The sequence below is a fragment of the Acidobacteriota bacterium genome (assembly GCA_018268895.1).
Lineage (GTDB): Bacteria > Acidobacteriota > Terriglobia > Terriglobales > Acidobacteriaceae > Edaphobacter.
In genome coordinates, this window is record JAFDVP010000007.1 from 180,722 (window position 1) to 203,195 (window position 22,474).

Sequence of the window (22,474 nt, forward strand, 5' to 3'; positions counted from 1 at the left end):
CGTGGCGACAAGACCTCCAGAGATCCGCAGGCCGACAAGCCGGTGGAGTGAGCGATGCGGCATCGTGCGGTAGCATGTTGGCAGTGAGACTCCCCGTCCGCATCGCGTATCTTGTCAGTCATCCCATCCAATATCAGGTGCCCCTGCTGAGGAGGATCGCGCAGGAACCGGATATCGATCTGACCGTGTTCTACGGCTCCGATTTTTCCGTTCGCGGTTATAAAGACGACGGCTTCGGCGTCGACCTGAAGTGGGACCTTCCGCTGCTGGGCGGCTACAAGCACGAGTTTCTTCCGGTCCTTCGCGATATCGGCACACAGACGGTGACTGCTCCGCTGAATCGGGGATTTCTTCGACGCCTCAAGGGCCGCAATGGAGAGCCGCCATTCGACCTGCTGTGGGTTCATGGCTACGCCATGGTGAACTCGATGGCGGCGATGCTGGCGGCGAAGGCGCTGGGGATTCCGGTGCTGATGCGGTCGGACTCGACGATGATCGACCGCTCTCGATCGGAGATGAAGCTGGCGGCGAAGCGGCTGTTCTTTCTTGGCCTGCGTCAGTTGATCGATGGCGTGTTGACGGTGGGCACGCTCAACGATGCTTACTGGCAACATGCTGTTGGAGACTCGGTGCCGCGGTTTCTGATGCCCTATGCGGTCGATAATGCCTACTTTCAAAGCAGAAGCGAAGAGGCTGCTCCGCGACGCGCGGAGCTGATGGCCGAGTGGGGGATCGAGCCGGGAAGGCCGGTCATTCTGTTCGCCTCGAAGCTGCAGCAGCGCAAGCACGCGGATCATCTGCTGGAAGCCTACAGGCTGCTTCTTGCTCGCACCGGCAAGCGGCCTTATCTGCTGATTGTGGGCGATGGCGAGACGCGCGAAATGCTGGAGCGCGAGGCAGAGGGGCTTGCCGATGTGAGGTTCTGCGGCTTCCGCAACCAGTCGGAGCTGCCGCGCTACTTCGATCTTGCGACGGTCTTCGTGCTGCCCGCGCGCCACGAGCCCTGGGGGTTGATTGTGAACGAGGCGATGAATGCGCAGCGTCCGGTGATCGTGAGCAGCGATGTCGGCGCGCATCCCGATCTTGTGACTGACGGGGTGGAGGGCTATGTGTATCCGGTTGGCGATATTGAGGCGCTGGCAACGGCGCTGCATCGTGTGATCGACACGCCCGGAGAGGCCGAGCGCATGGGCCGCGCCGCGTTTGAGCGCATCAACGAATGGGACTTCGAGAGAGATATTGCTGCTCTGCGGAGAGCCATTGCGAAGCTGACGGGGAAGATCTCGTCTCCGGAAGAGTAATTACTGCAAGATGCCGGACAGGTTGAAGTCCCGCGTTTTGCCATCGGGGAGAAGAAACGTATAGGTGCGGTTGATGTCGTATCCGTTTTTGCTCGTCTCAGTGAGCTTTGCCTTGTAATCGCCCAGTGCGAGAACGCCTTCACTCAGAGCTTCCAGCTCATATTTGTATCCGTCGATAACGACCGTAATCTGCTGATAGCCACGGACGGGATTCGGATAATAACGCGTCTTCGATTCGACGACGTGAACATTGACGTTGTAATCCGATGGATTTGGGGCGGCGATGGCGAACGAGGTGCAGAGCAGCATGATGCAGAGCAGGGTTCTCATGGTCTATACACTTAGCACATGATCCTGGGGGTTCCAATGGAAATGGCCTGCTGTTGAAACAATCCTGCAACTGGAGGCATCTTATTGCCATGGAATACAGACAGCTTGGTAAATCGGGACTGAAGGTGCCGGAGCTTTGCTTCGGCGCGGGCACGCTGGGTGCGAACAACGAGTTCTTCAAGGCGTGGTCGGAGACGACGCAGAACGAGGCTGACCGCATCATCGGCATCTGTATGGATGCGGGGCTGAACTTCTTCGACACCGCCGACGTGTACTCGAACGGATCGAGCGAAGAGGCTCTGGGCAAGGCGCTCAAGGCGTATAAGCGCGAGGATGTGCTGATCTCGACCAAGACGACGTTTCGTTTCGGCGAGGGGCCAAACAATGTTGGTTCCAGCAGGTATCACATCGTGCAGCAGCTTGAAGGAAGCCTGAAGCGGCTGGGCACGGACTACATCGACGTCTATCACATGCACGCCTTCGACGCGACGACGCCCGTCGACGAGACGCTGAACACGCTGGACAAATTTGTGCGCGAGGGCAAGGTTCGCTACATCGCGTGCTCGAACTTCTCGGGCTGGCATCTGATGAAGTCGTTGAGCGTGAGCGAGCGCTACGGCTGGGCGAAGTATGTGGGGCACCAGGTGTACTACTCGCTGATTGGCCGCGACTATGAGTGGGAGCTGATGCCGCTGGCGCTCGACCAGGGCGTGGGCGCGCTGGTGTGGTCGCCGCTGGGATGGGGCCGCCTGACGGGAAAGATTCGCCGCGGACAACCGCTGCCGAAGGACAGTCGTTTGCAGACCAAGGTCGTTCTCGACAGCGGACCGCGGCCCGATGACGAGTATGTTTACAAGGTGGTCGATGCAATCGACGAGGTGGCGAAGGAGACAGGCAAGACGGTGCCGCAGATCGCGCTGAACTGGCTGCTCGGTCGGCCGACGGTCTCGACGTTGATCATCGGCGCGCGCAACGAGGAGCAGTTGAGGGCGAATCTTGCATCGGTGGGCTGGAAGCTGACGCCGGAGCAGGTAGCGAAGCTGGATGCAGCGAGCGCCCTGCCGCGCGCGTATCCGTACTGGCACCAGGAGCAGTTCACGGAGCGCAACCCGCTGCCGGTGTAAGCCCAATACCGTGCAGCGACTTAAGAGGGCGAGGCCGGGAGGCTTCGCCCTTTTTCTTGCGCATCACCTTTACGTCTTCTTTATGACTTTCTGACGGTTTCGTTATCGCAGGCTTCCTACGATGAAGCCTGTACGACCTGCGTCGCGGCCAGGAGGCTGCGCGCATGTTCGCGAGGGAGCGAGAGATACCGTGAAGAGCCAGAGAATCTGTAATGTTGCAGTGCGTTTTTTAGGGGCGTCCCTTTTAGCCGGCGTGTTCGTGAATGGCGCGCACAGTGTTGCGCAGGGGAGTGAGACCGCTCCGTCTGCGGTCAGCAATACGGTGAGTGACGACCAGCGAATCGACATGCTTCAGCAGAGGCTTGAGGAGATTCAGAAGGAGCTGCTTGCGCTGAAGCAGGCACGCGCGAAGGAAAAGGCGCAGCAAGTTCCTGGATCGACACAGGCGAAGCCAGAGGCAGCACAGGGATTGGTGTCGTCGTCCTCGTCGTCGGCCAGCGATGCGGCTGAGCGCGCGGCTGTTGTTGCTCCCCAGCGTTCGATGCCGCCTCCTCCGGTAAAGTCAAGCGCCAACGATCCACACTCGGAGCCGTTCGCCTTTGCGGACTTCACCTGGCTGAACGGCAACGCGCGCACCAAGGACACGCCATACGCGACGAAGTTCTTCACGCCGGAGATTCGCTCCGACGTGAACTACACGTACGACTTCAATCATCCGCAGGACAACACCATCAGCGGATCGAGCGAGGTCTTTCGAGCGAACGAGTTCCAGTTGACGCAGCTCGGCGTAGGCGGAGACTTCCACTACGACAACGTGCGCGCGCGGCTGATGACGCAGTTCGGCATGTACTCGCAGACCACGCCTCGCAACGACGCCTCGCCGGCGCGCGGACAGTGGAACCTGGCCGATGCGTATCGCTACGTCTCGGAGGCGTATGGCGGCTATCACTTCAATGTGCAGCACGGCATCAATGTCGACGCCGGAATCTTTATGTCGTATGTAGGTCTGTTCTCGTACTACCAGTTCGACAACTGGGCGTATCAGCCGTCGTATGTCTCGTCGAACACGCCGTGGTTCTTCAACGGACTGCGTGTGCAGTGGTTCCCGACGGCGAAGCTGAAGATCGAGCCGTGGGTGACGAATGGATGGCAGTCGTATGGCCGCTTCAACAAACGGCCCGGCATCGGAGGGCAGATTCTTTATCGTCCGAACGGCAAGTGGTCCATTCTGGGCAACCAGTATGCTGTGGGCCGCGACACGCTGGGCGTAACGGGCCGCACGCGCTTTCACTCCGACGACAGCATCGAGTACAAGTACTACGACCGTCCTCTGAGCCGCGTGAGCAAGGCGGCGATGACGCTGACCGGCGACATCGGGTGCGAGTCGGGTGGCGGGGTAAGCTGCTTCGGCAACGGCAAGAACGGCCCGAAGCAGAGCTTCCTCGGCTTTATGATCTATAACCGTCTGTGGTTCGATCGCGACCGTTACGCCGTCACTGTCGGCGGAGGACGCATCAATAATCCGGGACGTTATCTTGTGCTGCTGCCGCCGATCAATGGTGCGACGGCTACTTCTGGCACGCCATACTTCACGCAGAACCCGGGAGATCCGTTCAAGGCGTGGGACATCTCGGTGACGGGAGACTGGATGCCGAGTCAGTACTTCACCTACAGGCTGGAGTACAACCACCGCGCGGCGAACGTTCCCTACTTCAGCGGGCCGGGAGGCGTAACACCTCCGGGAGGGAACACGGGCGCAGCCGGTTCGACAGTGCCAGGCTGGTCGCCTGATCTTCGCAAGAGCGAAGACCGCGTGACGGCGGCGATTCTGGTGAAGTTCTAGCCGCCTTGCAGAACGTATGCAAAAAGGAAGCAGGCAGAGTGCCTGCTTCCGCAGCGAGGGAACTTCTCAGAGATCTCTACAGACGTCTATACAAATATCTTCTTCAGTTTCATGCTGTTGCATTCAATCCCCATAATGTTAGACTTTCTCCGTTCTGTGTAACCCGCGTTCCGCCGCAGGAACGCTCGAAGGGTCACAGGTCCACGGAGAGAACCCATTTGACAAAACACCGGTTGGGCCGGGCGATGCGCCTTGGCCTTGTACTGGCGCTTGGGTGCTTGTGCGCCTGTGCGCAGGAGAACAAGATAGAGCGCGCCGCTGCAGACGGCGAAAACGCGATTGTGAAGACGCGCCTCGATACCCCGTCTTCCTCGGTGAACGAGACTGCCTCCACTGTTGAAACTCTTCAGCAGAGCGCGGGACTGTGGGGCCGGATGAGCGGCTTCTATCGCGCTGACTGGAACGGCACAGCAGCGGCGAGCGCGCCTGCTGTACGCACAGCGCTGGACGCTCCTCTGGATTCGCCGCCGTTTCCCTCCGCGGACTGGGGGTATGGCGGAGCGCCGACGATCGGCGTGCCCGACGGAAATGTGTATCCGGCAATGTCGGTGATGAAGCAGGAGAAGGGCCGTACAAAGGTGTATGGCTGGATCGATGCGTCCGTTAATGCCAGCACATCTTCCGAGACGAGCTACCCGATCACCTACGGCTTCGTTCCCAACCGGCTGGTGCTGAACCAGGCCATGCTCACGCTGGAACGGCTGCCCGACACCGCGCAGCGCGCGCACTTCGACTGGGGCTTTCATCTTTCGGGAATGTTCGGCACCGACTACCGCTACACCACGGCGAAGGGATACTTCAGCGGCCAGTTGCTGGAGCACAACCGGCAGTATGGCTTCGACCCGCTCTGGCAGTCGCTCGACCTCTACTTCCCCGTGAAACAAGGGCTCGTCATTCGCCTGGGGCGTTTTCTCTCGATGCCGGGCATCGAGACGCAGCTTGCGCCCGGCAACTACACGATGACGCACTCGCTGGTCTTCTCGGCAACGCCCTCGACCGAGACAGGAGCCCTGGCCACGCTGAAGCTGACGAAGCAGTGGATGGTGCAGTTGGGGATCTCTGCCGGACACGATGTGGCGCCCTGGACCGAAGACCGCAAACCCTCGGCGATTGCATGCGTGAACTACTCGACCGCGAGCAATCACGACAACCTGTATCTCTGCGCGAACGGCATCAACGACGGCAGGTACGCCTACAACAATGTGCAGCAGTACGATGCCACATGGAACCATCGCTTCAACGCCAGGTGGAATACCGCTACAGAGGCGTGGTTCATGTACGAGCGCGAGGTGCCCAACCTCGCGCACAACGTGGCGAAGCCGCTGCCGGTGGAGACGGGCGCGAACGGCGCCTTCTGCGCGCCTGGCCAGCTCACCTGCACCGCGCCCGAGTATGGGGCGATGAACTATCTCAATCGCGCCATCAACTCGAAGCTGTACATAGGCCTGCGCTCCGGGCTCGTCAACGACAAGAAAGGCCAGCGCACGGGAACGCCGGGCAGGCATACGGCGAATGCGCTCTACATCACGAAAGACTTCGGATCGACCGTCATGCTGCGCTCCGAGCTGCGCTTCGACCACTCCTGGGACCGGCCGGCTTACAACAACGGCAAGGCCAGGAACCAGCTCTTCTTCGGCGTCGACCTGATCTACAAGTTCTAGCGGCGTTTTCTCATAGGTCTGGTTCCTGCTTTCAGGGCCGAAGGCCCGCCAACATACCAGCCTGGGCCGAAGAGTAACCAGAGCGCTGAAGGCGCAACACATATGTTCTAGATAGCGGGGGTTGCCGCGGGTTCAACGGCGCTACGAGAAGAGGTAAACAGAACCAGCGCGGGATCAAAAGCGGATAGCACAGATAAAGACAAAGCAATGTTTTATCCGTGGTCTCCGCGAGCATCCGCGGTCGCCTCTAACTAGTGGCCCGCGCCCGGGTCGAGGTGCTTCGGCGGCTTGGGGATGAAGAACAACAGCGGCAGCATGCAGGCGCAGAAGACTGCCAGGTACTGGATGATGTCGAGGTAGGCGAGCATTCCGGCCTGGCGGTGAAGCTGCTGGTAGATGTATGCCTGCGCTGAGTGGGCGGCGTCGCCGACCATCGGGTTGCCGCCGCCGTGTCCCCCGAACATCCCCTTGAGTTTTTTCACCTGTTCGACGAAGGCGGGGTTGCCCGTGGTGAGGTTGCGGACCATGTTGTTCTCGTGTTCGGCCGTCCTGCGCGTCAACATGGTGGCCATGAAGGCGGTACCGCACGACCCGCCGATGTTGCGCGCAAGGTTGGTCAGGCCGGAGACGTCGTTGTTTTCCGTCTGTTTTACGCCGATATAGGCGACGGTGTTGATCGGGATGAAGAGGAATGCGAGTCCCGATGCCTGGAAGCAGCGCAGAAACACGAGACGGCCGTAGCTGATGCTCAGGTCCATGGTGTGCATGGCGATCAGCGAGAGCGTGAGCATGCCGAAGCCGTAGCCCATCAGCTTGCGCGGGTCGACCTTACCCGACAGCACGCCGACGACGGGCATCATCGCCATCATCATGAGGCCGGCGGGCGAGAGGACGAGTCCCGCGAGCTCCGCCGTATAGCCCAGCAGCGTCTGCACGAACTGCGGAATCAGCACCGTTGTGCCGTAGAGCGCAAAACCGAGGACAAACATCAGCACGAAGCTGAAGGAGAAGTTCTTCCTCTTGAAGAGCGTGAGGTTGATGATGGGGCGATGGCCGACGCGGAGCTGGCGCAGCTCCCACCAGATCATGGTAATGAAGGCGACCACCATCACCACAGCAAAGAAGGTGATCAGGTGCGAGGCGAACCAGTCGTCCTCCTGCCCCTTGTCGAGCACGAACTCCAGTGAGCCAAAGGTCAGCCCAAGCAGGCCGAAGCCGAGGAAGTCGAGCTTGATGCCGCCCTTCTGCGACTCCTTCACCTGCTTTTCGACCCACGGCGGATCTTCGACGATGCGCGAGGTGAGAAAGAGCGAGAGCAGGCAGATGGGTACGTTGAGAAAGAATATCCAGCGCCAGTCGAAGTTGTCGGTGATGTAGCCGCCAAGCGTAGGCCCGATCGCAGGAGCGCAGACGACGGCGAGGCCGTACATCGCGAAGGCCTGGCCGCGCTTCTCCGGCGGGAAGGTGTCGGCGAGAATGGCCTGCTCCGACGGCGCCAGACCGCCGCCGCCGATGCCCTGCAGGATGCGGCAGAAGACCAGGATCGGAAGCGAAGGAGCGATGCCGCACAGCGCCGAGCTGATGCCGAACAGCGCCACGCAGATCATGTAGAACTTCTTGCGCCCGATGAACGTGGTCATGTAGGCGCCGGCCGGAAGAATGATGGCGTTGGCGACGAGATATGCCGTCAGTACCCAGGTCGCCTCGTCCTGCGTCGAGCCAAGTGAGCCTGCGATGTGCGGCAGGGCGACGTTGGCGATGGAGGAGTCGAGCACCTCCATGAACGTCGCCAGAGTCACCGTCATGGCGACGATCCACGGGTTGATTCGCGGCTTCCACGCCTGGGCGGGAGCCGCATGTTCCCGCGCTTCAAGCAGGTGGGATTCAGATAACTCTAAAGTGGTCGTAGCCATGCGCTTAGGTTCGGATTCATCCGCGCGGCCCCCGGATTCAATTTCTCAGGCAGTTGTGACAGATTGCCCCGGAAAACCCCATGGATCGCACCGGAAAATGTGCACACCAGAATGGGCACTCGTTTCAGTGGCAACGGATGAGATTGTTCCTCCCACCCTTCACGATGAGACTGTGAAGGATGGGGCACCGGGCAGTATGCGAAGGAAGCATAAGACTCAGCGCGAGTAGTTCTGGGTGTAGATGTCGTGCGGCAGGCCTTCGCCGCGCGCCTTCTGCCTGAAGGCCTCCGCCTGTTCGCGGCCCATCGGTCCGCCCACTGTAACCAGATACGGCGCGCGGCCAGTGGGCGAGAAGACCTCAGGGTTTAGCGACGGATGCTGCTGCGCAATGGAGTCGGCCTTATGCTGTGCCTGATCCTGATGGTTGTAGGTGTATGCCACCACGCGCCACTGCGTCTTCGCTCCTGCATTTGCAGAAGACACCGCACTCGCGACTGGGGCTGATGATGGAGCAGGTACGCGCGGAGCCGAAGTCTTCCCGGCAAATTTCGACGCAGAGGGTTTCGCCGCCGCTGCTACGGGAGCAGGAGTTGCCGCGCCTTCCTTTGCGTTTGCATTCGTCGCCCCGAGAGTCGAGACCGGCTTCGCCGCTCCGTTTGCATCGGTTGCCGGTTCGCTGCGCATCAGTCTCCAGCCAAGCACCAGCAGAAGAATGATCGCTGCTGCCGCTGCGATCCAGATGCGCGTGCGTCGCGGCTCTTCTTCAACCGGCTTCACAATGCGATGCCGAACATCGGGGGCCTGTGTTGGCGTGACCGGCTTTTTCTCGGCGGTTGCGGCGAGCGAGTCGGCAACCGCCCTCGGAGAATATGCCGGCGAAGCCGGGGCCGGGGCAGTCTTTGGCGTCGAGACAAACACCTCCGGTTTAGGCACCGCAGCCGGTTGAGGCTTTGGAGAGAACAGATTCGCCTGCGTGGGTGCGGTTGCAGTCGCAACTGCGGCTGTTGCAACTGCAGGTGTCTCCCGCTTCGCAGGAGCTACCGCTTCTACAGATTTTTCCGGTTGCGGTGCGATGGACGCAACTGCGGCCTCAGGAGCTGCTGCTGGTGCGGCTGGCTGTTGGACCGACGTAGCCGGAGGCTGTGCCACCTGCTTTGGCTTCACCGGACCAAGTGCGGACGACATCTCCGCCAGCCCCCACCTTCCGCTGAGTCCGTTGCGAATGATGCCGTCGAACGGCGAAGGCAGCAGCGTCGCCGAGCCCTGCAGGCTGGTGCGGCCGGTGAGCGCCTGCAACAGCACCACGGCAAGCGCGTGCGCGTCGGCGGCCTTCTGCTCGGCAACCGTTGGGCCGCCGTCGGGATCGTCGGCTGCTACCTTGACGCAGTCGCTGCGCAGCTTCACCAGATCTCCAGCAGCCAGAATGTTGGCCGGCTCAACCTGCCCGTGGATCAGGCCGCGCGTGTGCAGCGCTTCAAGCGCCGCGATCAAACTCTGCGCAAGCTCGCGGCCCTCATCCACCGTCAGCGTGCGGTTATACAGCAGATCTTCCAGCGAGATCTCCGTCGGCTCCATCACGGCATAGACCAGCGGTGTGCCATCAAGCTCGGTCTCGCCGAACTTGCGCATCACCATCAGGTTCTCCTGCCCGATCTCGGAGACGGTCTTCCACCGGGTGAGAATCTCCGATTCGTCGAAGTGCGCTTCAATCACGCGCACCAGCGCGGGAGTTCCTGTGCCATTCGTTGTTAAGAAGAAGGCGCTGCGGCCTTCGGGGCGCACCAGTTTCTTCAGGGGATAGGCCTCTGCGATGGTTCGGCCTTCGTAATCGCTCCAGAGCTTCATAACGCACACCAGTCCTTGGGATTTCAATCAAGGGAGAATGCCCGCGAGGGCAAGTCATGCAAAAAAAGACGCCCACCTGGACCCGTACACAGAGTGGAAGCGCCTCGCAATCCAGTCCATTATCCCCCATTGGATGCAGGTTTCTCAACGCGGGTACAGTGCGCCTGTTCCAGTTTTGGTTCGCACTCTGTCCAGTGCTAGACTTCCTTTTTCGACCGCAGATGGCCGCGGATGTGCACGGGTCCAGATCCAGAAGAAGAAACCCGTGTTTTCCGCGCGAATTCGCGGTCGGTTGGAGCAGAGTCGATGCATCCGGATCTTGAAAAGATGGTTGTGCTGCAGGGCCTCGATGTAGAAGCCCGGCGGCTGAACGACGAGATGGCCGCGCTGCCCAAACGCGCAGCAAAGCTGGCGGTAGAGGTCGACGCTGCAAAGAAGCAGCTCGCGGGAATCGTCGAAGGCATTCAGAAGGAAGAGGCGCTGCGCCGCCGCCAGGAGCTGGACGTCAAGGACCACCAGCAGAAGGCCGCCCGCCTGCGCAAACAGATGGATGTCGTCACCACCACGGCGCAGGCCGCAGCTCTCGAACACGAGATCGCCTTTGCCGAGGGCGAGGTCACGCGGCTTGAAGACGCCGAGCTTGAGAGCATGGAGCGCACCGAGACGCTCGAAACGCAGAAGAAGGATGCCGAAGAGACCGTCGCCAACCTTACCCGGCGTTATGAAGAAGAACGGGCAAGCGGGGCCGAGTCCATGGCGCGCGATCGCACTCTGCTGGCCGAGGTGGAGGCGAAGCGCACCGATCTTCGTCCGCAAATCGGTGAGAGCGCGCTCTCCATGTACGACCGCATCGCCAGGGGACGCGGCACGGCGCTGTCCGAGGGCGTCGACCAGAAGTGCTCGGCCTGCCAGATGATGGTGCGGCCGCAGCGCTGGAACGATCTCCGCGACCGCTCCAACGACGAGACGATGCTTGCCTGCGAGACCTGCGGGCGCATCCTCTACTGGGACCCCGCGCGCGACGCGCCGCAGAAGAAGCCCGCGCAAACCGAGAGCATCGCCGCTTCGATTGTGAGAGCCTCGCTGTGAAAAGAATCTGCGTCGACATGGACGAGGTGATGGCCGATGCGCTGGGCGAACACCTTCTGCGTTACAACCGCGACCACAACGAAAACATCACGCTGGCCGACCTGCAGGGCAAGTGGCTGTGGCAGGTTGTCTCTTCGGACCGCCACAACACGCTCGCCGGCTACCTGCGCTCTGAAGACTTTTTTGAGAGCCTGGCCGTGATGCCCGAGTCGCAGCGCGTGATGAAGCGTCTACAGGAGAAGTACGAGGTCTTCATCGCCACTGCCGCCATGGAGGTGCCGACCTCGTTCCAGCAGAAGTTCGTGTGGCTGGAAAAGCACTTCCCCTTCATCGCGCCGTCGCACATCGTCTACTGCGGCGACAAGGGCATCCTCGACGCCGACTACCTGATCGACGACAACGTGCGGCAGTTCCGCAGGTTCAAGGGCGAAGGTATCCTCTTCAGCTCGCCGCACAACGCCGGCGTCGAAGGCTACCGCCGCGTCAACGACTGGCTCGATGTCGAGAAGATGTTTTTGGGCTAAAGCCTGCAAGAGCTCCAAAGCTCTTTCGCGCCACAGATGCAAAAGCACGCACCACTGCGCGGTCTTCGTTTGCCCGACAGGCAAGTTCGATATTGCTCGTAACCCGTGCGCCGCGCAGCCCCGGGCAGGCGATCTCCGTCCCGGCGATCTGCCGCGTGCACGCCGGTCCAACCGAGACGCCAAGCCCAGCGCCCACCAGCCGCAGGATCGTCAGCCACTGCGGCGCCTCCTGCACCACGCGCGGGCGGAAGCCGTATTCGTCGAACAGCCACATCGTCTTCTCATACGCCAGCTTGCCCGCCGTGGGCGAGAAGAAGACGAACGGTTCGTCGCGCAGATCGGCCGGCGAGATCGCGCTACGGCCCGCCAACCGGTGCGTCGAGGGAAGCACGGCAACATAAGCCTCGGAGAACAACGACTCCACATGCAGGCCCTCGATCGGCCCGCCATCGCGTAGAAATCCGGCGTCGAGCGTGCCGCGATGGATCGACGCCGCGATGTTGGCTGTGTAGGTCTCCGACAGCTGAAGCTCGACACGCGGGTGGAGCTGGCGATAGCGTCCGAGCATGGCGGGCAACGGCGTCAACATGCCCGATCCGATGAAGCCTACGCGCAGCGAGCCCTCGTCGCCGCGGCCGATCGAACGCGCCTCCTCGATGTCCTGTTCCACGTTGCGCAGCGTGCGCCGCGCGCGCTCGAGAAAGACCTCTCCCGCAGCCGTCAGCCGCACTGCGCGCGAGGTCCGCACGAAGAGCGGGTAGCCCAGAATCTCTTCGAGCCTGCGAATCTGTTGCGACAAAGGCGGCTGCGCCAGGTGCAGGCGCGCGGCCGCCCGCCCAAAGTGGAGCTCCTCGGCGACGGCGACGAAGTAGCGCAGGTGGCGAAGCTCGAGATCGCGATCCATATCTCAAACATCATAATTGTGACTAACAAGATATTGGACGTATGGCCCGCGCGGAGCTAGGCTTTCTTCACAAGGAGATTGCCATGGCCGCGACCCTGCACCTCGCCGACATCCCCTCCAACACCAGCGCACCATCAGGCAGCGCCGCAACAGGGGCTTCCTCGAACAGACCCCGGATCGAGCTCCGCCCCTTCCACCCAGAACTTCCGAGCGACGCACTCGCCTTCCGCTCGCTCAACGAGTGGTGGATCGAGAAGTACTTCGGGCTCGAAGAACACGACCGGGAGATGCTCGGCGACCCCGAAGGCTATGTACTGGCAAAAGGCGGCCACATCTTCTTCGCCATCGGCGACGGAGCTCCCATCGGCTGTTGCGGGCTGACGCTCACCTCACCCGGCGTCTACGAGGTGGTGAAGATGGCGGTCGCGCCCGACTGGCAGGGCGCCGGAGTGGGACGAGCACTGCTCTCCTACACCGTCGAGCAGGGACGAGCCCTCGGCGCAAGCTCCCTCTATCTTGAGACCAACAGCAGCCTCTCGAGCGCCATCCATCTCTATGAGACGCTGGGCTTCCGCCACCTTCCGCCCCGACCCTCTCCTTACGTGCGCGCCAACGTCTTCATGGAGCTGCGCTTCTAGAGCGGTTTTTCCTTAGGGTGCCGATGTTTCCGTTTGGCCGGGCTTACAGCCCTCGGTGGCCGCCAATCCACCGGGTACCGGGTGCCCCATATCTGGCGGCCTTATCGTCGGATGTGAGCTCATTCGAACGAAGCTCGGACCCGTCAGCCATTCGACTCTGTGGCTATCCCATAAAGCTCTGCCTCAAACCGCTGAATCGCCTCCTCCGACCACGCATGGGTCGACTTCCGCCATGTCTCGCCCTGCTCCTCCATAAAATTGGGGAAGTTCATGCGGCAGTAGCCGGCGCGCGTGCCGAAATCGTACAGCGCCTGCGGAATTCCATCGAGATACAGCACGGCGCGCAAACCATCCTTCGACCACTCGACGGCGGCGATACGCTCTGTGGTCGGCCGCTCGTTCTCCCGGTCACTCTTCTCCAGAGCCGAGACGTTGTAGATCAGCATCGCGTCCAGGATCGAGTGCTCGTGCGTCGTGCTCGTGCGGTCGCAGGCATAGAAGTAGCCGGCCACGCCCTCGTCCTCGAAGACGACCGTCCACGGCGGCTGGGTCGAATCGGCTGAGAGAAAGGCGTCTCCGGGGGTAAAGGTAAGCGACTGCATATCCCTAAACCATACGACAAAAAACGGGCACGATACGATAGAAGACGATGCCGTGTTGCGCCTGTCCGCGCACCGGCCAGAGTTTTGAGATTCATGAAGGCGGACGCGGATTGAAGTTACCTGCATTTAAGATTGGCCTGCCCCAGCAGCTCGCCGCGTTACTGCTCGTTCTCTTCCTGGCGCAGTGCACCTGGGTCGTCTCGCGCCAGCAGCTCTCGACCGACGACTACCGCTTCGCCCGCTGCGGCCGCGAGATGTGGGAGCGCCCGTCGCCCATCGCCGGCTACTTCACCTCCTGCGGCAACCTCAACGGCGACGGCACGTTTGCCTACCGCGTCGCCGGCCTCCCGCTCACCGCGCAGCGCCTCGTCCTGCTCGCCGCCGACAAGCTCCGCAAGCCCGAGAACCGCCTCTACGCCGCCACCTCGCTCAACGGCTCCACCTGGGAGGCGCGCCACGAGATCACCAGCGTCAAGTACCTCATGCACCTACCCTTTGTCTTCTTCGCCGCGTGGCTCGGAGCGGGGCTGTGGTGGGTCTGTCGCCGACTCTTCGGTAACGAAGGCGGCTTCTTCGCGCTCGGGCTCTACTGCTTCTGCCCCGAGGTAGTGCGCTACGCGGTCACACCCAACAACGACGTGCTCGCCATGTGGGGACTCTACGGGCTGGTCTACACCGCCATCGGCGTCGCACACGCCATGCAGGGCCCGCGGCACAAGTGGCGCCCGCGCATTTTGCTGCTGACGTTCGCGCTCGGCCTCACCGCCGCCGCGCACCTGCTGGCGGCGATGCTCGGCTTCCTCGCCGCTATCGTCTTCATGATGTACCTCGCTGAGCGCCGCCGCAGCTACGTCATGCAGATTCTCATCTACTCCGCGCTGGGAGCTCTCGTCGTCCTGCTGGCCTCCTACGCCTTCCGCCTCGCGGCCTTCAGCTACATCTTCACTGGCGGCGGCGCGCGCTTCTGGTTCTCGCTGGACGCGGTGCGCGGCTTCTTCACCAGTCCAGCGAACGCGCCCATCGTCGGAGCCCTTGCCGTCTCCGGGGCGCTCTATCTCGTGGCGCGCCGCTGCCGCTACTTCGGCAATACGGCGCCGCTGCTCATGGCGCTGGCGCTGTTTCCCGTCATCACGACACAGACCGTCTCCCAACCGTGGCTCTGGGCGCTGCCGTTCCTCTTCACCTTTGCCGGAGGGGTCTTCGCCGACGTCTTCGAGTCGCGCCACCGCAAGCTCTTCCTCGCGCTCGCCGGACTGATCCTCATCGCACAGGCCGCAGTCTCAGTTGCCCTGCTGCCCGCCATCGCCCATGGTCTATAAACGACACCCCTCTGTGTGTCATTCCGAGCGAAGCTCGAACCGCCTCGCACCGAATCCAGCCGCCGATGCTGCATAATGGCCGCAGCCCACGAAAGACGGATCCACCGTCGAGGACGGTCACTCTCGCATGTTGAAGCTCTCCGCCAGGTACGCCGGTGCAGTGTGCGCCCTCGCTCTTCTCCTCAGCGCTGAAGGCTGCCGCAAGCCGCGCAAGACCACCTCCGCTCCCAACACCACCGACTACTCCGACAACCTGCAGCCGCTCGTCGCCTCGCCGCAGCTCAGCTTTCTGCGCTGGCCCAACGTCGCCGAGTACCAGCCCTTCGTCAAGACCTTCTACGAAGATCGCAACTACGAGATCGCCTGGACCCGCGAAGGTCAACCCACCCTCGCGGCCAAGGGCTTCATGATCGCCTTCGCCAACGCGGAGCTGAAGGGCCTCAACCCCGAGGACTACGACAGCTCGCGCTGGCTCGACCGCGTGCGCGGCGTCGCCGGACGCCACCCCGACGAGGTCGCGCAGTTCGATGTCGCGATGACCGTCTGCGTCATGCGCTTCATCTCCGACCTACGCATCGGCCGCGTCAATCCGCAGCACTTCAACTTCGACATCGACGTCACCGGCAAGAAATACAATCTCGCCGAGTTCGTCTCCGACAACGCCGTCGACGTCACCGACGTCACCGCGCTGCTCAAAAAGGTCGAGCCCGATTCCAGCCTCTACCGCCGCACCGAGCAGGCGCTCGCGCAGTATCTCGACCTTGAGAAGAAGCAGATCGAGCGGGGCAACGACCCGCTGCCCGAGTACGAACGCACCATCACCGTCGGCGACTCCTTCGACGACGCCCCTCTGCTCATCGAGCGTCTACAGCTCGAAGGCGACCTCGAAGCCGAGGACGGCACTGGCGACAACGCGTCAAAGCGTTCAGACGTCTACACCAAACGTCTCTCCGCCGCCGTCAAGGAGTACCAGCACCGTCACGGCCTCACCGAAGACGGCAAGCTCACCTCGCAGACGATCGCCTCGCTCAACGTGCCCATGGCCGAGCGCGTGAAGCAGCTCTCCTACACGCTCGAACGCTTCCGCTGGCTCCCGGCGCCGTATGAGAATCCGCGCCTCATGGTCAACCTGCCCGAGTTCGTCCTGCGCGGCTACACGCCCGACCATCAGCTCGACTTCACCATGCGCGTCGTCGTCGGCCAGGTGATGGGCGAGCACCAGACGCCCGTCTTCGCGCACATGATGAAGTACCTCATCTTCCGGCCCTACTGGAACGTGCCCGTCGACATCGCGCAAAAAGAGCTCGTCCCGCACATGGAGACCAACCGCGGCTACCTCGAGCAGAAGAACTTCGAGGTCGTCACCTCCAAGGGCCAGCCCGTAACGAACTACACCGTCAAGCAGATCGCACAGGGCTCCTACATGGTGCGCGAAAAGCCCGGGCCAAAGAACTCGCTCGGCCTCGTGAAGTTCATGTTCCCCAATCAGTACGACGTCTACCTGCACTCGACGCCCGCGGTCTCGCTCTTCAGCCGCACCCGCCGCGACTTCTCCCACGGCTGCATCCGCGTGCAGAAGCCCGAGGACCTCGCCGCATGGCTGCTCGACGGACAGAAGGACAAGGACGGCGAAGACTGGGACCTCCAGAAGGTCCACGAGGCCATGACCGACGGCCCGGACAACCACCAGGTCAACCTCAAGACCCCCGTGCCCATCGTCATCTTCTACATGACCGCCGAGGTCGAAGAAGACAATCGGGTCCACTTCTTCGACGACATCTACGGCTACGACGCCGCCCTCGAGAAGACCCTCAGCAAAGGCCCACCCTACCCCATCAAACCCGACCCCGCGCCCCCCAAACCCAAACCCGGCGACACGCTGTAGCTGGCTCTTAAAGCTGTCACTGTCTCAAAACCAATCATTTACCTTCGGGCAGTATGTTGATCGACATGGCGATGAATGACACCCGAACGATCCGACTGATGGCAGTTCTGTCGTCGACATCCCTCTATTTTTAATGAACCGAGGGTCGAAAGATTTCTGAATCGGCAAAGGCCACTTATCGAATCCCGCATGACCTCTGCGTCATCGAATCGAACGACAAACGCACTTTCCCTATGAGCACAGCGACTGCACAGCCGACGGCCCCGCCGATCGATCCCGAACTTCCGGCGCCTCTATCCATGTCCGAGGTGCTGCGTTTTCCCCTGCTGCGCCGTCTCTGGTATGCGCAGATCATCTCTGTGTTCGGGGACTTCCTTGCACTGTTTGCCGTCATCAGCATCCTCACCTTCAAGCTGCATGGCACGGCACAGCAGGTAACCGGGGTGCAGATCGCGTACATGCTGCCGATCGCGGTGCTGGGCATCCTGGCCGGGGTCTTCGTCGACCGCTGGCCGCTCAAACCGACGATGGTGTCGAGCGACTCGCTGCGCGCCGGGCTGGTGCTGCTGCTGATCTTTGCGACGCAGCCATGGCACTTCTATGCCATCCTTGCGGCGATCAGCATCGTGTCGAGCTTCTTTGCGCCGGCGCAGGGAGTGGCGATCCGCTCGGCCGTGCCGCTGCACGGTCTGCGCTCGGCGAATGCGCTGATGCAGCAGGTGATGTTCGGCATGAGGATTGTCGGGCCGGCGATTGCTTCGTTCATGGTGGCGTCGTTTGGTTCGGTGAGCTGCTATGTGCTGGATTCGGCGAGCTTCGTCGGGTCGGCGGCGCTGATCGGTTCGGTGGCCTTTGTGCAGACGACACCGGCGGCGAGCAAATCTGAGAGCCACGCTGGAGACGTCTCCGCGCTCAGCAAGATATGGCTGGACATGAAGCAGGGCATCGACTTCATCGTGCATCATGCTGCTCTGCTGTTCGTCATTCTGGCGATGGCTGCGGGCATGTTTGTGCTGGGCTGCTTTGGCCCGCTGATCGCCGTCTATGTGCGCGACTCGCTTCATGCGTCGACGCGCGCCTTCGGCATTGTCGCGGCGATGATCGGGGTAGGGATGCTGGTGGGCATCAACGGGCTGAACACGTTCGGGAAGAAGCTGTCGAACACGCTGCTGGTCTACTCCGGCCTGTGCGGCATCGCGCTGGGGCTGGTGATTCTGACGACGCTGCCGCATATCTGGTCGACGATCGTGGGGAACCTGGCGATCGGCTTCTCGGTTGCGGGAATCATCGTCCCTTCGCAGACGCTGTTCCAGCAGGCGACTCCGCCGGAGCTGATGGGCCGCGTGGGGTCGACGTTTATGTCGATCGTCTTCGCGGCACAGATTGCGGGGCTGGTGCTGAGCGGCGTTCTGACGCAGCATATCGGCGTGCGACAGGTCTTCGGCCTGTGCGCGGTGATGATGATCGTCCTTACGGCCGTAGGCAAGCTGTGGATGGAGCCGAAGCCGGTTGCGGTCCCTACCGTGTGAGTCTGTCTCGCGAGCTTGGCATCTCCGAACGCATATCTCAGAATCGATAGCTTCAACCTGGGGCGATGCCCCAGGCTGGTACCCTGCCACGGGCCTTTCCTCATCTCCGTCGGGGGCTAAGGCATGCTTCGTTTGAAGCGGTAGACGAGCTCGAGGCCGATCTTGTTGTCGACGCTGGCCAGACGTCCGATCTTGGGCTGGGTCAGGCCAAACTGGTCGAAGGTCAGCGTGGTCTTGGCGCGGCCGGCCACCGTGTCGGTACGCGGGTTGAAGGTTGCGATGCCCTGGAAGGTCACTTCTTTGGTGACGCCGTGAATGGTGAGGTTACCGGTAAGCGAGATGCCCGCCTGCCCAGCGGAGGGAATCATCTTGTCGAGGCCGGTAACCCCGGTGGGGACAAACTCGGCGTCGGGGAACTTCGCGGTCTCGAGCGTGCGGTTCTGGATGTAGCCGTCGCGCTGGTCCTGGTCGCTCTTCAGTCCACGAAGATCAACCGTCAGCTTCGAGCCCGGGGCAACGGTTCCGTCGGCATTGATCGTCAACGTACCGCTGACCAGGTTCGTGGTGCCTTCCGCATCGTTGGTGAAGGCGACGCCGACAAACTGTTCTGTGACGCGATAGGTTGCGGAGGAGCCGTCAACGATCTCCAGCTTCGCGCCGGCAGTCGGAGGAGGTGGTGGTGGCGGCTGGTTTCCCGGCCCAGGACGGGGCCCCGCGTTCTGAGCATTCATCGAAACACTGGCCAGCGTAAGCACGCTTACGAGCACCAATGAGGGTGTGCGTAACATACAACCTCCCCGGAAAATTACTGATCGAGCTGCGTAATGAGGGTAGACGGGCGTGACCGCAAAAAAGCTGCAAGTGAACTACAGCACCCTTACTTGACGGCGGCTTGGGCCGGCGACAAAGACGACCGAAAGAAGCCTCCGGCCGTCTCTTTCGCGGTGCTGATTGGAGCAGGATTTTCTACTTCTCTTTCGAGACCGCAGCGACCATCAGGTCAGACGCCTTGGCGGCAAGCGCTGTGGTCTCCGTCTCGTAGGCGGGAGCGTCGATCGTCATCATGTAAGCCTTATGTTTGACGTTATCGCCGGTGAAGGCTTCGCCAAGAGCGTTGGCGCGCTTTTCTGCCGCAGTCTTGGCGTCGTACTTGGCCATCTCGCCGATGCCGGTATCGCTGTGCAGATGCAGGACACCCGTGCACCCGTGTTTGCGGCGGCGATGATTTGGTTATTCTTAATCTGACATGCGCCGTTTGCCGATCGCACTGGTTGTTTTTGCCGCACTTTCCACCCGGGCCCGCGCTACCGAGGTTGGCATCTCCGCGCAGGCGCTGGAACGCACGCTGAAGACGCAGCTCTTCAATGCCTCCGATGGGCGCTACTATCTGCGCGGCGACCACAAATCGGCGTGCTACGTCTACGCCGAAGATCCGCGCGTCTCGTTTGAGCAGGACCGCGTCGTCGTGCACATTCACACTCGCGCCAGGTTGGGGACGTCGCTTCGCGGGTCGTGCATCGGCGTCTCGATCACCCGCGATGTCGATGTCTCGGTGCTGCCCGACGCCGAGGGCGAGACGATCGGCTTTCGCGATGCGCGCATCGACCACCTGTCGGATTCGCGCGAGCTGAATTTCCTGCTGGTACCGTTTCTGAGCCGTCAGCTTCCGCAGCAGATGAAGGTGAACGCCGCCGACCTGATGCGGCAGCTACTCAGTCGCTCCGCCGAGAGTACCGGCTACGCCATCACTCTGACGTCGCTCAAGATTCACTCCATGATCGTCCAGGGGGCCCTTCTTGTACTCGACGTCGATACCGGTCTGAGCGTTCACTGAGTCCGCCGTCAGGGCGCGCTCGCTCTGACGCGCCAGCGCCACGCGGGCATCTTCGCCGGGAAGCATGACGATCTCGGCGTTCTTCGGCGGCGAGTAGCGTCCCTGCGTGAGATAGGTGATGCCAATCACTCCGGTGAACTCCGGGTAGAAGACTGCCAGGGGGACGACATACTTCTTCGACTTCAGCAGTGACTCGGCGATGCCGTCGATCCTGTGGCTGCGCGGAATGGTGCCCTGCACCTGCGGAATGACGAAGACGGTGTACGGCAGATCAGGGTTCTTCTTCGCATACTTCTCGAGCGAACGAGCCACCTGCTTCGGGGTCGTCAGGCCGAAGTCGGCCAGGTAGTTGCGCGTGACGGCGTGCGGAAAGTAGCTGTTGAGCGCCGTGCGCGAGAAGTCGGCGCAGTTGCGAAAGAACAGGTTGAAGTGGCTGATGTTCCTGTGGTCGTTATAACGCGCGATGAAGCGCGCGTCCTCCTCGCTGGTGGTCTCGAACTGGAAGCCGTAGATCTTGCGATCGTAGGACGAGCCCACAAGCTGGGTCCACTCGCCCTTCGGCGTACTTGGCGTGCCGTCGTCGGCAACCTCGTCGGGGGCGATCGTTTCCAGGTGGTCGCGCCGGTAGGCGTCGCGCAGGCGGTCGCGCATGGCTACGTCGGCCAGCAGGGGAATCTGGTTCCTGTCCTCGACGGCGTAGAGGTAGGGCAGCAGGGGAATGGCGATCCAGTCGTATCCCTTGATGTTGTGATAGCGGCTGACGACGGCACCCAGCTCGCCCTCGCGGCAAACGCGCAGCCGCGTTGGGCTGTCGGCGCAGATGTGGTTAAAGTAGAGCGCGGCGTGTCCGGTGGGGTTGACGCTGCCGAACCCTCCGTAGGGCTCCTCCATCAGAAAGGCGACGTCGGCGCGGGAGGGCATGGCCAAGGCCAGCAGGGCCGCCAGCGCAATGATGGTGGCGCAGAGACTCCATCGCCGGCCCTTCCGCGTGTCATGTTTGTGTCTCAATCTCATCACTTTTATAAAAACGGCTGCGGCCGTCTTGTTGCGGCCGTCGAACGCGTAGCGTTGAGGGTCGCTAAGGTTACGTTTATCTGGAGATAGCTCCATAACATCGCCTGTACATACGATGCGGAAACCGGCCCGGTTCACGAAGATCGTCCCAAATTGCTGTGGATTTTCCCGTGAGAGGATGCCACGGTCAAACGAATGACCTGCAAGGGCTTAGACGATTTCATGTCGAATTTGGTTAGCCCGAAAGTGCCTGAATTTCAATAACCCAAAACATGGGAGATTTACCGCGAGGAGGGGTCGTCTTTGGCCTCGCCGACCTGCTTCTGCCCGTAGGGGCAGATCTTTAGCAGAGGACACTGCCTGCACCTGGGGGAGTCGAAGGTGCAGATCGTCTGGCCGAGTTTTTTGACGAGTTGGTGATGGTCGTCGAGCATCTCGGCCGTCCATGTCTCCGGGACAAGGCGCATCAGCCGCTCCTCGGTGGTGGCGGCGTCGGCGCGGGGCGTAAGCCCCAGCCGCTGCGAGACGCGGAGGTGGTGCGCGTCCATGGAGATGGCCTTGCGGCGCAGGGTGGAGAAGTTGACGATGGCGGCGCTGGTCTGCGGACCGATGCCGGGAAACTGTTCGAGCCAGGCGCGAATCTTGTCGGTGCGGTAGCGGGCGAGGAAGTCGAGCGTCAGCGAGCCGTAGCGCTCGGTAATCTGCTCCAGCGAGACCTTCAGGTGCAGCGCCTTCTGCTCAGGGAAAGTGATGTCGCGGATCGCGTCTTCGATCTCCTTCAGCGGAGCGTCGCGGAGGTTCTCCCACGTACCGAAGCGCGAGCGCAGATTGCGCACCACAGCATAAGTCATCTCCGTCTTTGTGCGCGAGGCCAGCAGAGAGTAGATGAACTGCGAGAGCGGGTCCCATGGCTCGCGCTTCTCCGGCTGACCAAAATCACCGAGCAGCAGACGGTGAACGTAGGGCAGCTTGTCGGCTTCCTCAGGCGTAGGACGGCGGCGATGCGCGCTCGCTCCATCCTCTGCCGCCTCTGGAAACAACTCCGTTTCATTCTGCATT

The 22,474-nt window shown here is 61.8% G+C and carries 19 protein-coding genes; 11 read left to right on the plus strand and 8 right to left on the minus strand.

Features of this window, described 5'->3' with window-relative positions; genetic code table 11:
- Nucleotides 1–74 precede the first annotated feature (74 nt).
- Nucleotides 75–1,301 carry a glycosyltransferase family 4 protein gene (locus JSS95_08350; GenBank protein MBS1799820.1) on the plus strand — a complete coding sequence of 409 codons (1,227 nt, stop codon included), beginning with the start codon at nt 75–77 and terminating at the stop codon, nt 1,299–1,301.
- On the opposite strand, the gene JSS95_08355 is transcribed toward JSS95_08350, so the two are convergent.
- Nucleotides 1,302–1,631 carry a hypothetical protein gene (locus JSS95_08355; GenBank protein MBS1799821.1) on the minus strand — a complete coding sequence of 110 codons (330 nt, stop codon included), beginning with the start codon at nt 1,629–1,631 and terminating at the stop codon, nt 1,302–1,304.
- An 89-nt stretch (nt 1,632–1,720) separates the two neighbouring features.
- Here JSS95_08355 and JSS95_08360 point away from each other — a divergent pair, with 89 nt between their 5' ends.
- From JSS95_08360 to JSS95_08370, 3 genes are all read left to right on the plus strand, one after another.
- Nucleotides 1,721–2,755 carry an aldo/keto reductase gene (locus JSS95_08360; GenBank protein MBS1799822.1) on the plus strand — a complete coding sequence of 345 codons (1,035 nt, stop codon included), beginning with the start codon at nt 1,721–1,723 and terminating at the stop codon, nt 2,753–2,755.
- A 541-nt stretch (nt 2,756–3,296) separates the two neighbouring features.
- A complete protein-coding gene (locus JSS95_08365) occupies nt 3,297–4,598 on the plus strand; it encodes a porin (protein ID MBS1799823.1) in 1,302 nt (433 codons plus the stop codon).
- 245 nt (nt 4,599–4,843) lie between these two features.
- On the plus strand, nt 4,844–6,319 hold the full coding sequence (locus JSS95_08370) for an outer membrane beta-barrel protein (protein ID MBS1799824.1): 1,476 nt from the start codon (nt 4,844–4,846) through the stop codon (nt 6,317–6,319).
- Between the two features lie 251 nt (nt 6,320–6,570).
- Here JSS95_08370 and JSS95_08375 read toward each other — a convergent pair whose 3' ends face one another.
- On the minus strand, nt 6,571–8,232 hold the full coding sequence (locus JSS95_08375) for a DHA2 family efflux MFS transporter permease subunit (protein MBS1799825.1): 1,662 nt from the start codon (nt 8,230–8,232) through the stop codon (nt 6,571–6,573).
- Between the two features lie 216 nt (nt 8,233–8,448).
- Nucleotides 8,449–10,077, minus strand: a complete 1,629-nt coding sequence (locus JSS95_08380; GenBank protein ID MBS1799826.1) for a hypothetical protein — start codon at nt 10,075–10,077, stop codon at nt 8,449–8,451.
- A gap of 306 nt (nt 10,078–10,383) precedes the next feature.
- Here JSS95_08380 and JSS95_08385 point away from each other — a divergent pair, with 306 nt between their 5' ends.
- Together JSS95_08385 and JSS95_08390 are read left to right on the plus strand one after the other, a co-directional pair.
- Nucleotides 10,384–11,166, plus strand: coding sequence for a hypothetical protein (locus tag JSS95_08385; GenBank protein MBS1799827.1), 783 nt, complete (start codon nt 10,384–10,386; stop codon nt 11,164–11,166).
- Nucleotides 11,167–11,183: 17 nt separating this feature from the next.
- On the plus strand, nt 11,184–11,690 hold the full coding sequence (locus JSS95_08390; protein ID MBS1799828.1) for a 5'-3'-deoxyribonucleotidase: 507 nt from the start codon (nt 11,184–11,186) through the stop codon (nt 11,688–11,690).
- On the opposite strand, the gene JSS95_08395 is transcribed toward JSS95_08390, so the two are convergent.
- Complete coding sequence (locus JSS95_08395; protein MBS1799829.1) at nt 11,650–12,594, minus strand: LysR family transcriptional regulator; 945 nt, start codon at nt 12,592–12,594, stop codon at nt 11,650–11,652. The genes JSS95_08390 and JSS95_08395 overlap by 41 nt on opposite strands.
- An 83-nt stretch (nt 12,595–12,677) precedes the next feature.
- On the opposite strand from JSS95_08395, the gene JSS95_08400 reads away from it, so the two are divergent.
- Nucleotides 12,678–13,232: a GNAT family N-acetyltransferase gene (locus tag JSS95_08400; GenBank protein MBS1799830.1), complete on the plus strand. Its 555-nt coding sequence runs from the start codon at nt 12,678–12,680 to the stop codon at nt 13,230–13,232.
- 143 nt (nt 13,233–13,375) lie between these two features.
- Here JSS95_08400 and JSS95_08405 read toward each other — a convergent pair whose 3' ends face one another.
- Entirely contained in the window at nt 13,376–13,834 is a 459-nt protein-coding gene (locus JSS95_08405) for a DUF2251 domain-containing protein (GenBank protein MBS1799831.1), read from the minus strand.
- Between the two features lie 110 nt (nt 13,835–13,944).
- Here JSS95_08405 and JSS95_08410 point away from each other — a divergent pair, with 110 nt between their 5' ends.
- The 3 genes from JSS95_08410 (at nt 13,945) to JSS95_08420 (ending at nt 18,567) form a co-directional block, all read left to right on the plus strand.
- Entirely contained in the window at nt 13,945–15,153 is a 1,209-nt protein-coding gene (locus JSS95_08410; GenBank protein ID MBS1799832.1) for a hypothetical protein, read from the plus strand.
- Nucleotides 15,154–15,280: 127 nt separating this feature from the next.
- Nucleotides 15,281–17,038 carry a L,D-transpeptidase family protein gene (locus tag JSS95_08415; GenBank protein MBS1799833.1) on the plus strand — a complete coding sequence of 586 codons (1,758 nt, stop codon included), beginning with the start codon at nt 15,281–15,283 and terminating at the stop codon, nt 17,036–17,038.
- A 233-nt stretch (nt 17,039–17,271) separates the two neighbouring features.
- Complete coding sequence (locus JSS95_08420; GenBank protein MBS1799834.1) at nt 17,272–18,567, plus strand: MFS transporter; 1,296 nt, start codon at nt 17,272–17,274, stop codon at nt 18,565–18,567.
- A 116-nt stretch (nt 18,568–18,683) separates the two neighbouring features.
- Here JSS95_08420 and JSS95_08425 read toward each other — a convergent pair whose 3' ends face one another.
- Together JSS95_08425 and JSS95_08430 are read right to left on the minus strand one after the other, a co-directional pair.
- Nucleotides 18,684–19,355, minus strand: coding sequence for a YceI family protein (locus JSS95_08425; GenBank protein MBS1799835.1), 672 nt, complete (start codon nt 19,353–19,355; stop codon nt 18,684–18,686).
- Between the two features lie 178 nt (nt 19,356–19,533).
- Entirely contained in the window at nt 19,534–19,725 is a 192-nt protein-coding gene (locus tag JSS95_08430; protein ID MBS1799836.1) for a hypothetical protein, read from the minus strand.
- Between the two features lie 88 nt (nt 19,726–19,813).
- Here JSS95_08430 and JSS95_08435 point away from each other — a divergent pair, with 88 nt between their 5' ends.
- Nucleotides 19,814–20,401: a hypothetical protein gene (locus JSS95_08435; GenBank protein ID MBS1799837.1), complete on the plus strand. Its 588-nt coding sequence runs from the start codon at nt 19,814–19,816 to the stop codon at nt 20,399–20,401.
- Between the two features lie 1,295 nt (nt 20,402–21,696).
- On the opposite strand, the gene JSS95_08440 is transcribed toward JSS95_08435, so the two are convergent.
- Nucleotides 21,697–22,473: an iron-sulfur cluster loop gene (locus JSS95_08440; GenBank protein MBS1799838.1), complete on the minus strand. Its 777-nt coding sequence runs from the start codon at nt 22,471–22,473 to the stop codon at nt 21,697–21,699.
- Nucleotide 22,474 lies beyond the last annotated feature (1 nt).

Coding starts and splice junctions, on each gene's coding strand:
- JSS95_08350 (MBS1799820.1), top strand. CDS start 75: ATGTTGGCAGTGAGACTCCCCGTCCGCATCGCGTATCTTGTCAGTCAT.
- JSS95_08355 (MBS1799821.1), bottom strand. CDS start 1,631: ATGAGAACCCTGCTCTGCATCATGCTGCTCTGCACCTCGTTCGCCATC.
- JSS95_08360 (MBS1799822.1), top strand. CDS start 1,721: ATGGAATACAGACAGCTTGGTAAATCGGGACTGAAGGTGCCGGAGCTT.
- JSS95_08365 (MBS1799823.1), top strand. CDS start 3,297: ATGCCGCCTCCTCCGGTAAAGTCAAGCGCCAACGATCCACACTCGGAG.
- JSS95_08370 (MBS1799824.1), top strand. CDS start 4,844: ATGCGCCTTGGCCTTGTACTGGCGCTTGGGTGCTTGTGCGCCTGTGCG.
- JSS95_08375 (MBS1799825.1), bottom strand. CDS start 8,232: ATGGCTACGACCACTTTAGAGTTATCTGAATCCCACCTGCTTGAAGCG.
- JSS95_08380 (MBS1799826.1), bottom strand. CDS start 10,077: ATGAAGCTCTGGAGCGATTACGAAGGCCGAACCATCGCAGAGGCCTAT.
- JSS95_08385 (MBS1799827.1), top strand. CDS start 10,384: ATGCATCCGGATCTTGAAAAGATGGTTGTGCTGCAGGGCCTCGATGTA.
- JSS95_08390 (MBS1799828.1), top strand. CDS start 11,184: ATGGACGAGGTGATGGCCGATGCGCTGGGCGAACACCTTCTGCGTTAC.
- JSS95_08395 (MBS1799829.1), bottom strand. CDS start 12,594: ATGGATCGCGATCTCGAGCTTCGCCACCTGCGCTACTTCGTCGCCGTC.
- JSS95_08400 (MBS1799830.1), top strand. CDS start 12,678: ATGGCCGCGACCCTGCACCTCGCCGACATCCCCTCCAACACCAGCGCA.
- JSS95_08405 (MBS1799831.1), bottom strand. CDS start 13,834: ATGCAGTCGCTTACCTTTACCCCCGGAGACGCCTTTCTCTCAGCCGAT.
- JSS95_08415 (MBS1799833.1), top strand. CDS start 15,281: ATGTTGAAGCTCTCCGCCAGGTACGCCGGTGCAGTGTGCGCCCTCGCT.
- JSS95_08420 (MBS1799834.1), top strand. CDS start 17,272: ATGAGCACAGCGACTGCACAGCCGACGGCCCCGCCGATCGATCCCGAA.
- JSS95_08425 (MBS1799835.1), bottom strand. CDS start 19,355: ATGTTACGCACACCCTCATTGGTGCTCGTAAGCGTGCTTACGCTGGCC.
- JSS95_08430 (MBS1799836.1), bottom strand. CDS start 19,725: ATGGCCAAGTACGACGCCAAGACTGCGGCAGAAAAGCGCGCCAACGCT.
- JSS95_08435 (MBS1799837.1), top strand. CDS start 19,814: ATGCGCCGTTTGCCGATCGCACTGGTTGTTTTTGCCGCACTTTCCACC.
- JSS95_08440 (MBS1799838.1), bottom strand. CDS start 22,473: ATGCAGAATGAAACGGAGTTGTTTCCAGAGGCGGCAGAGGATGGAGCG.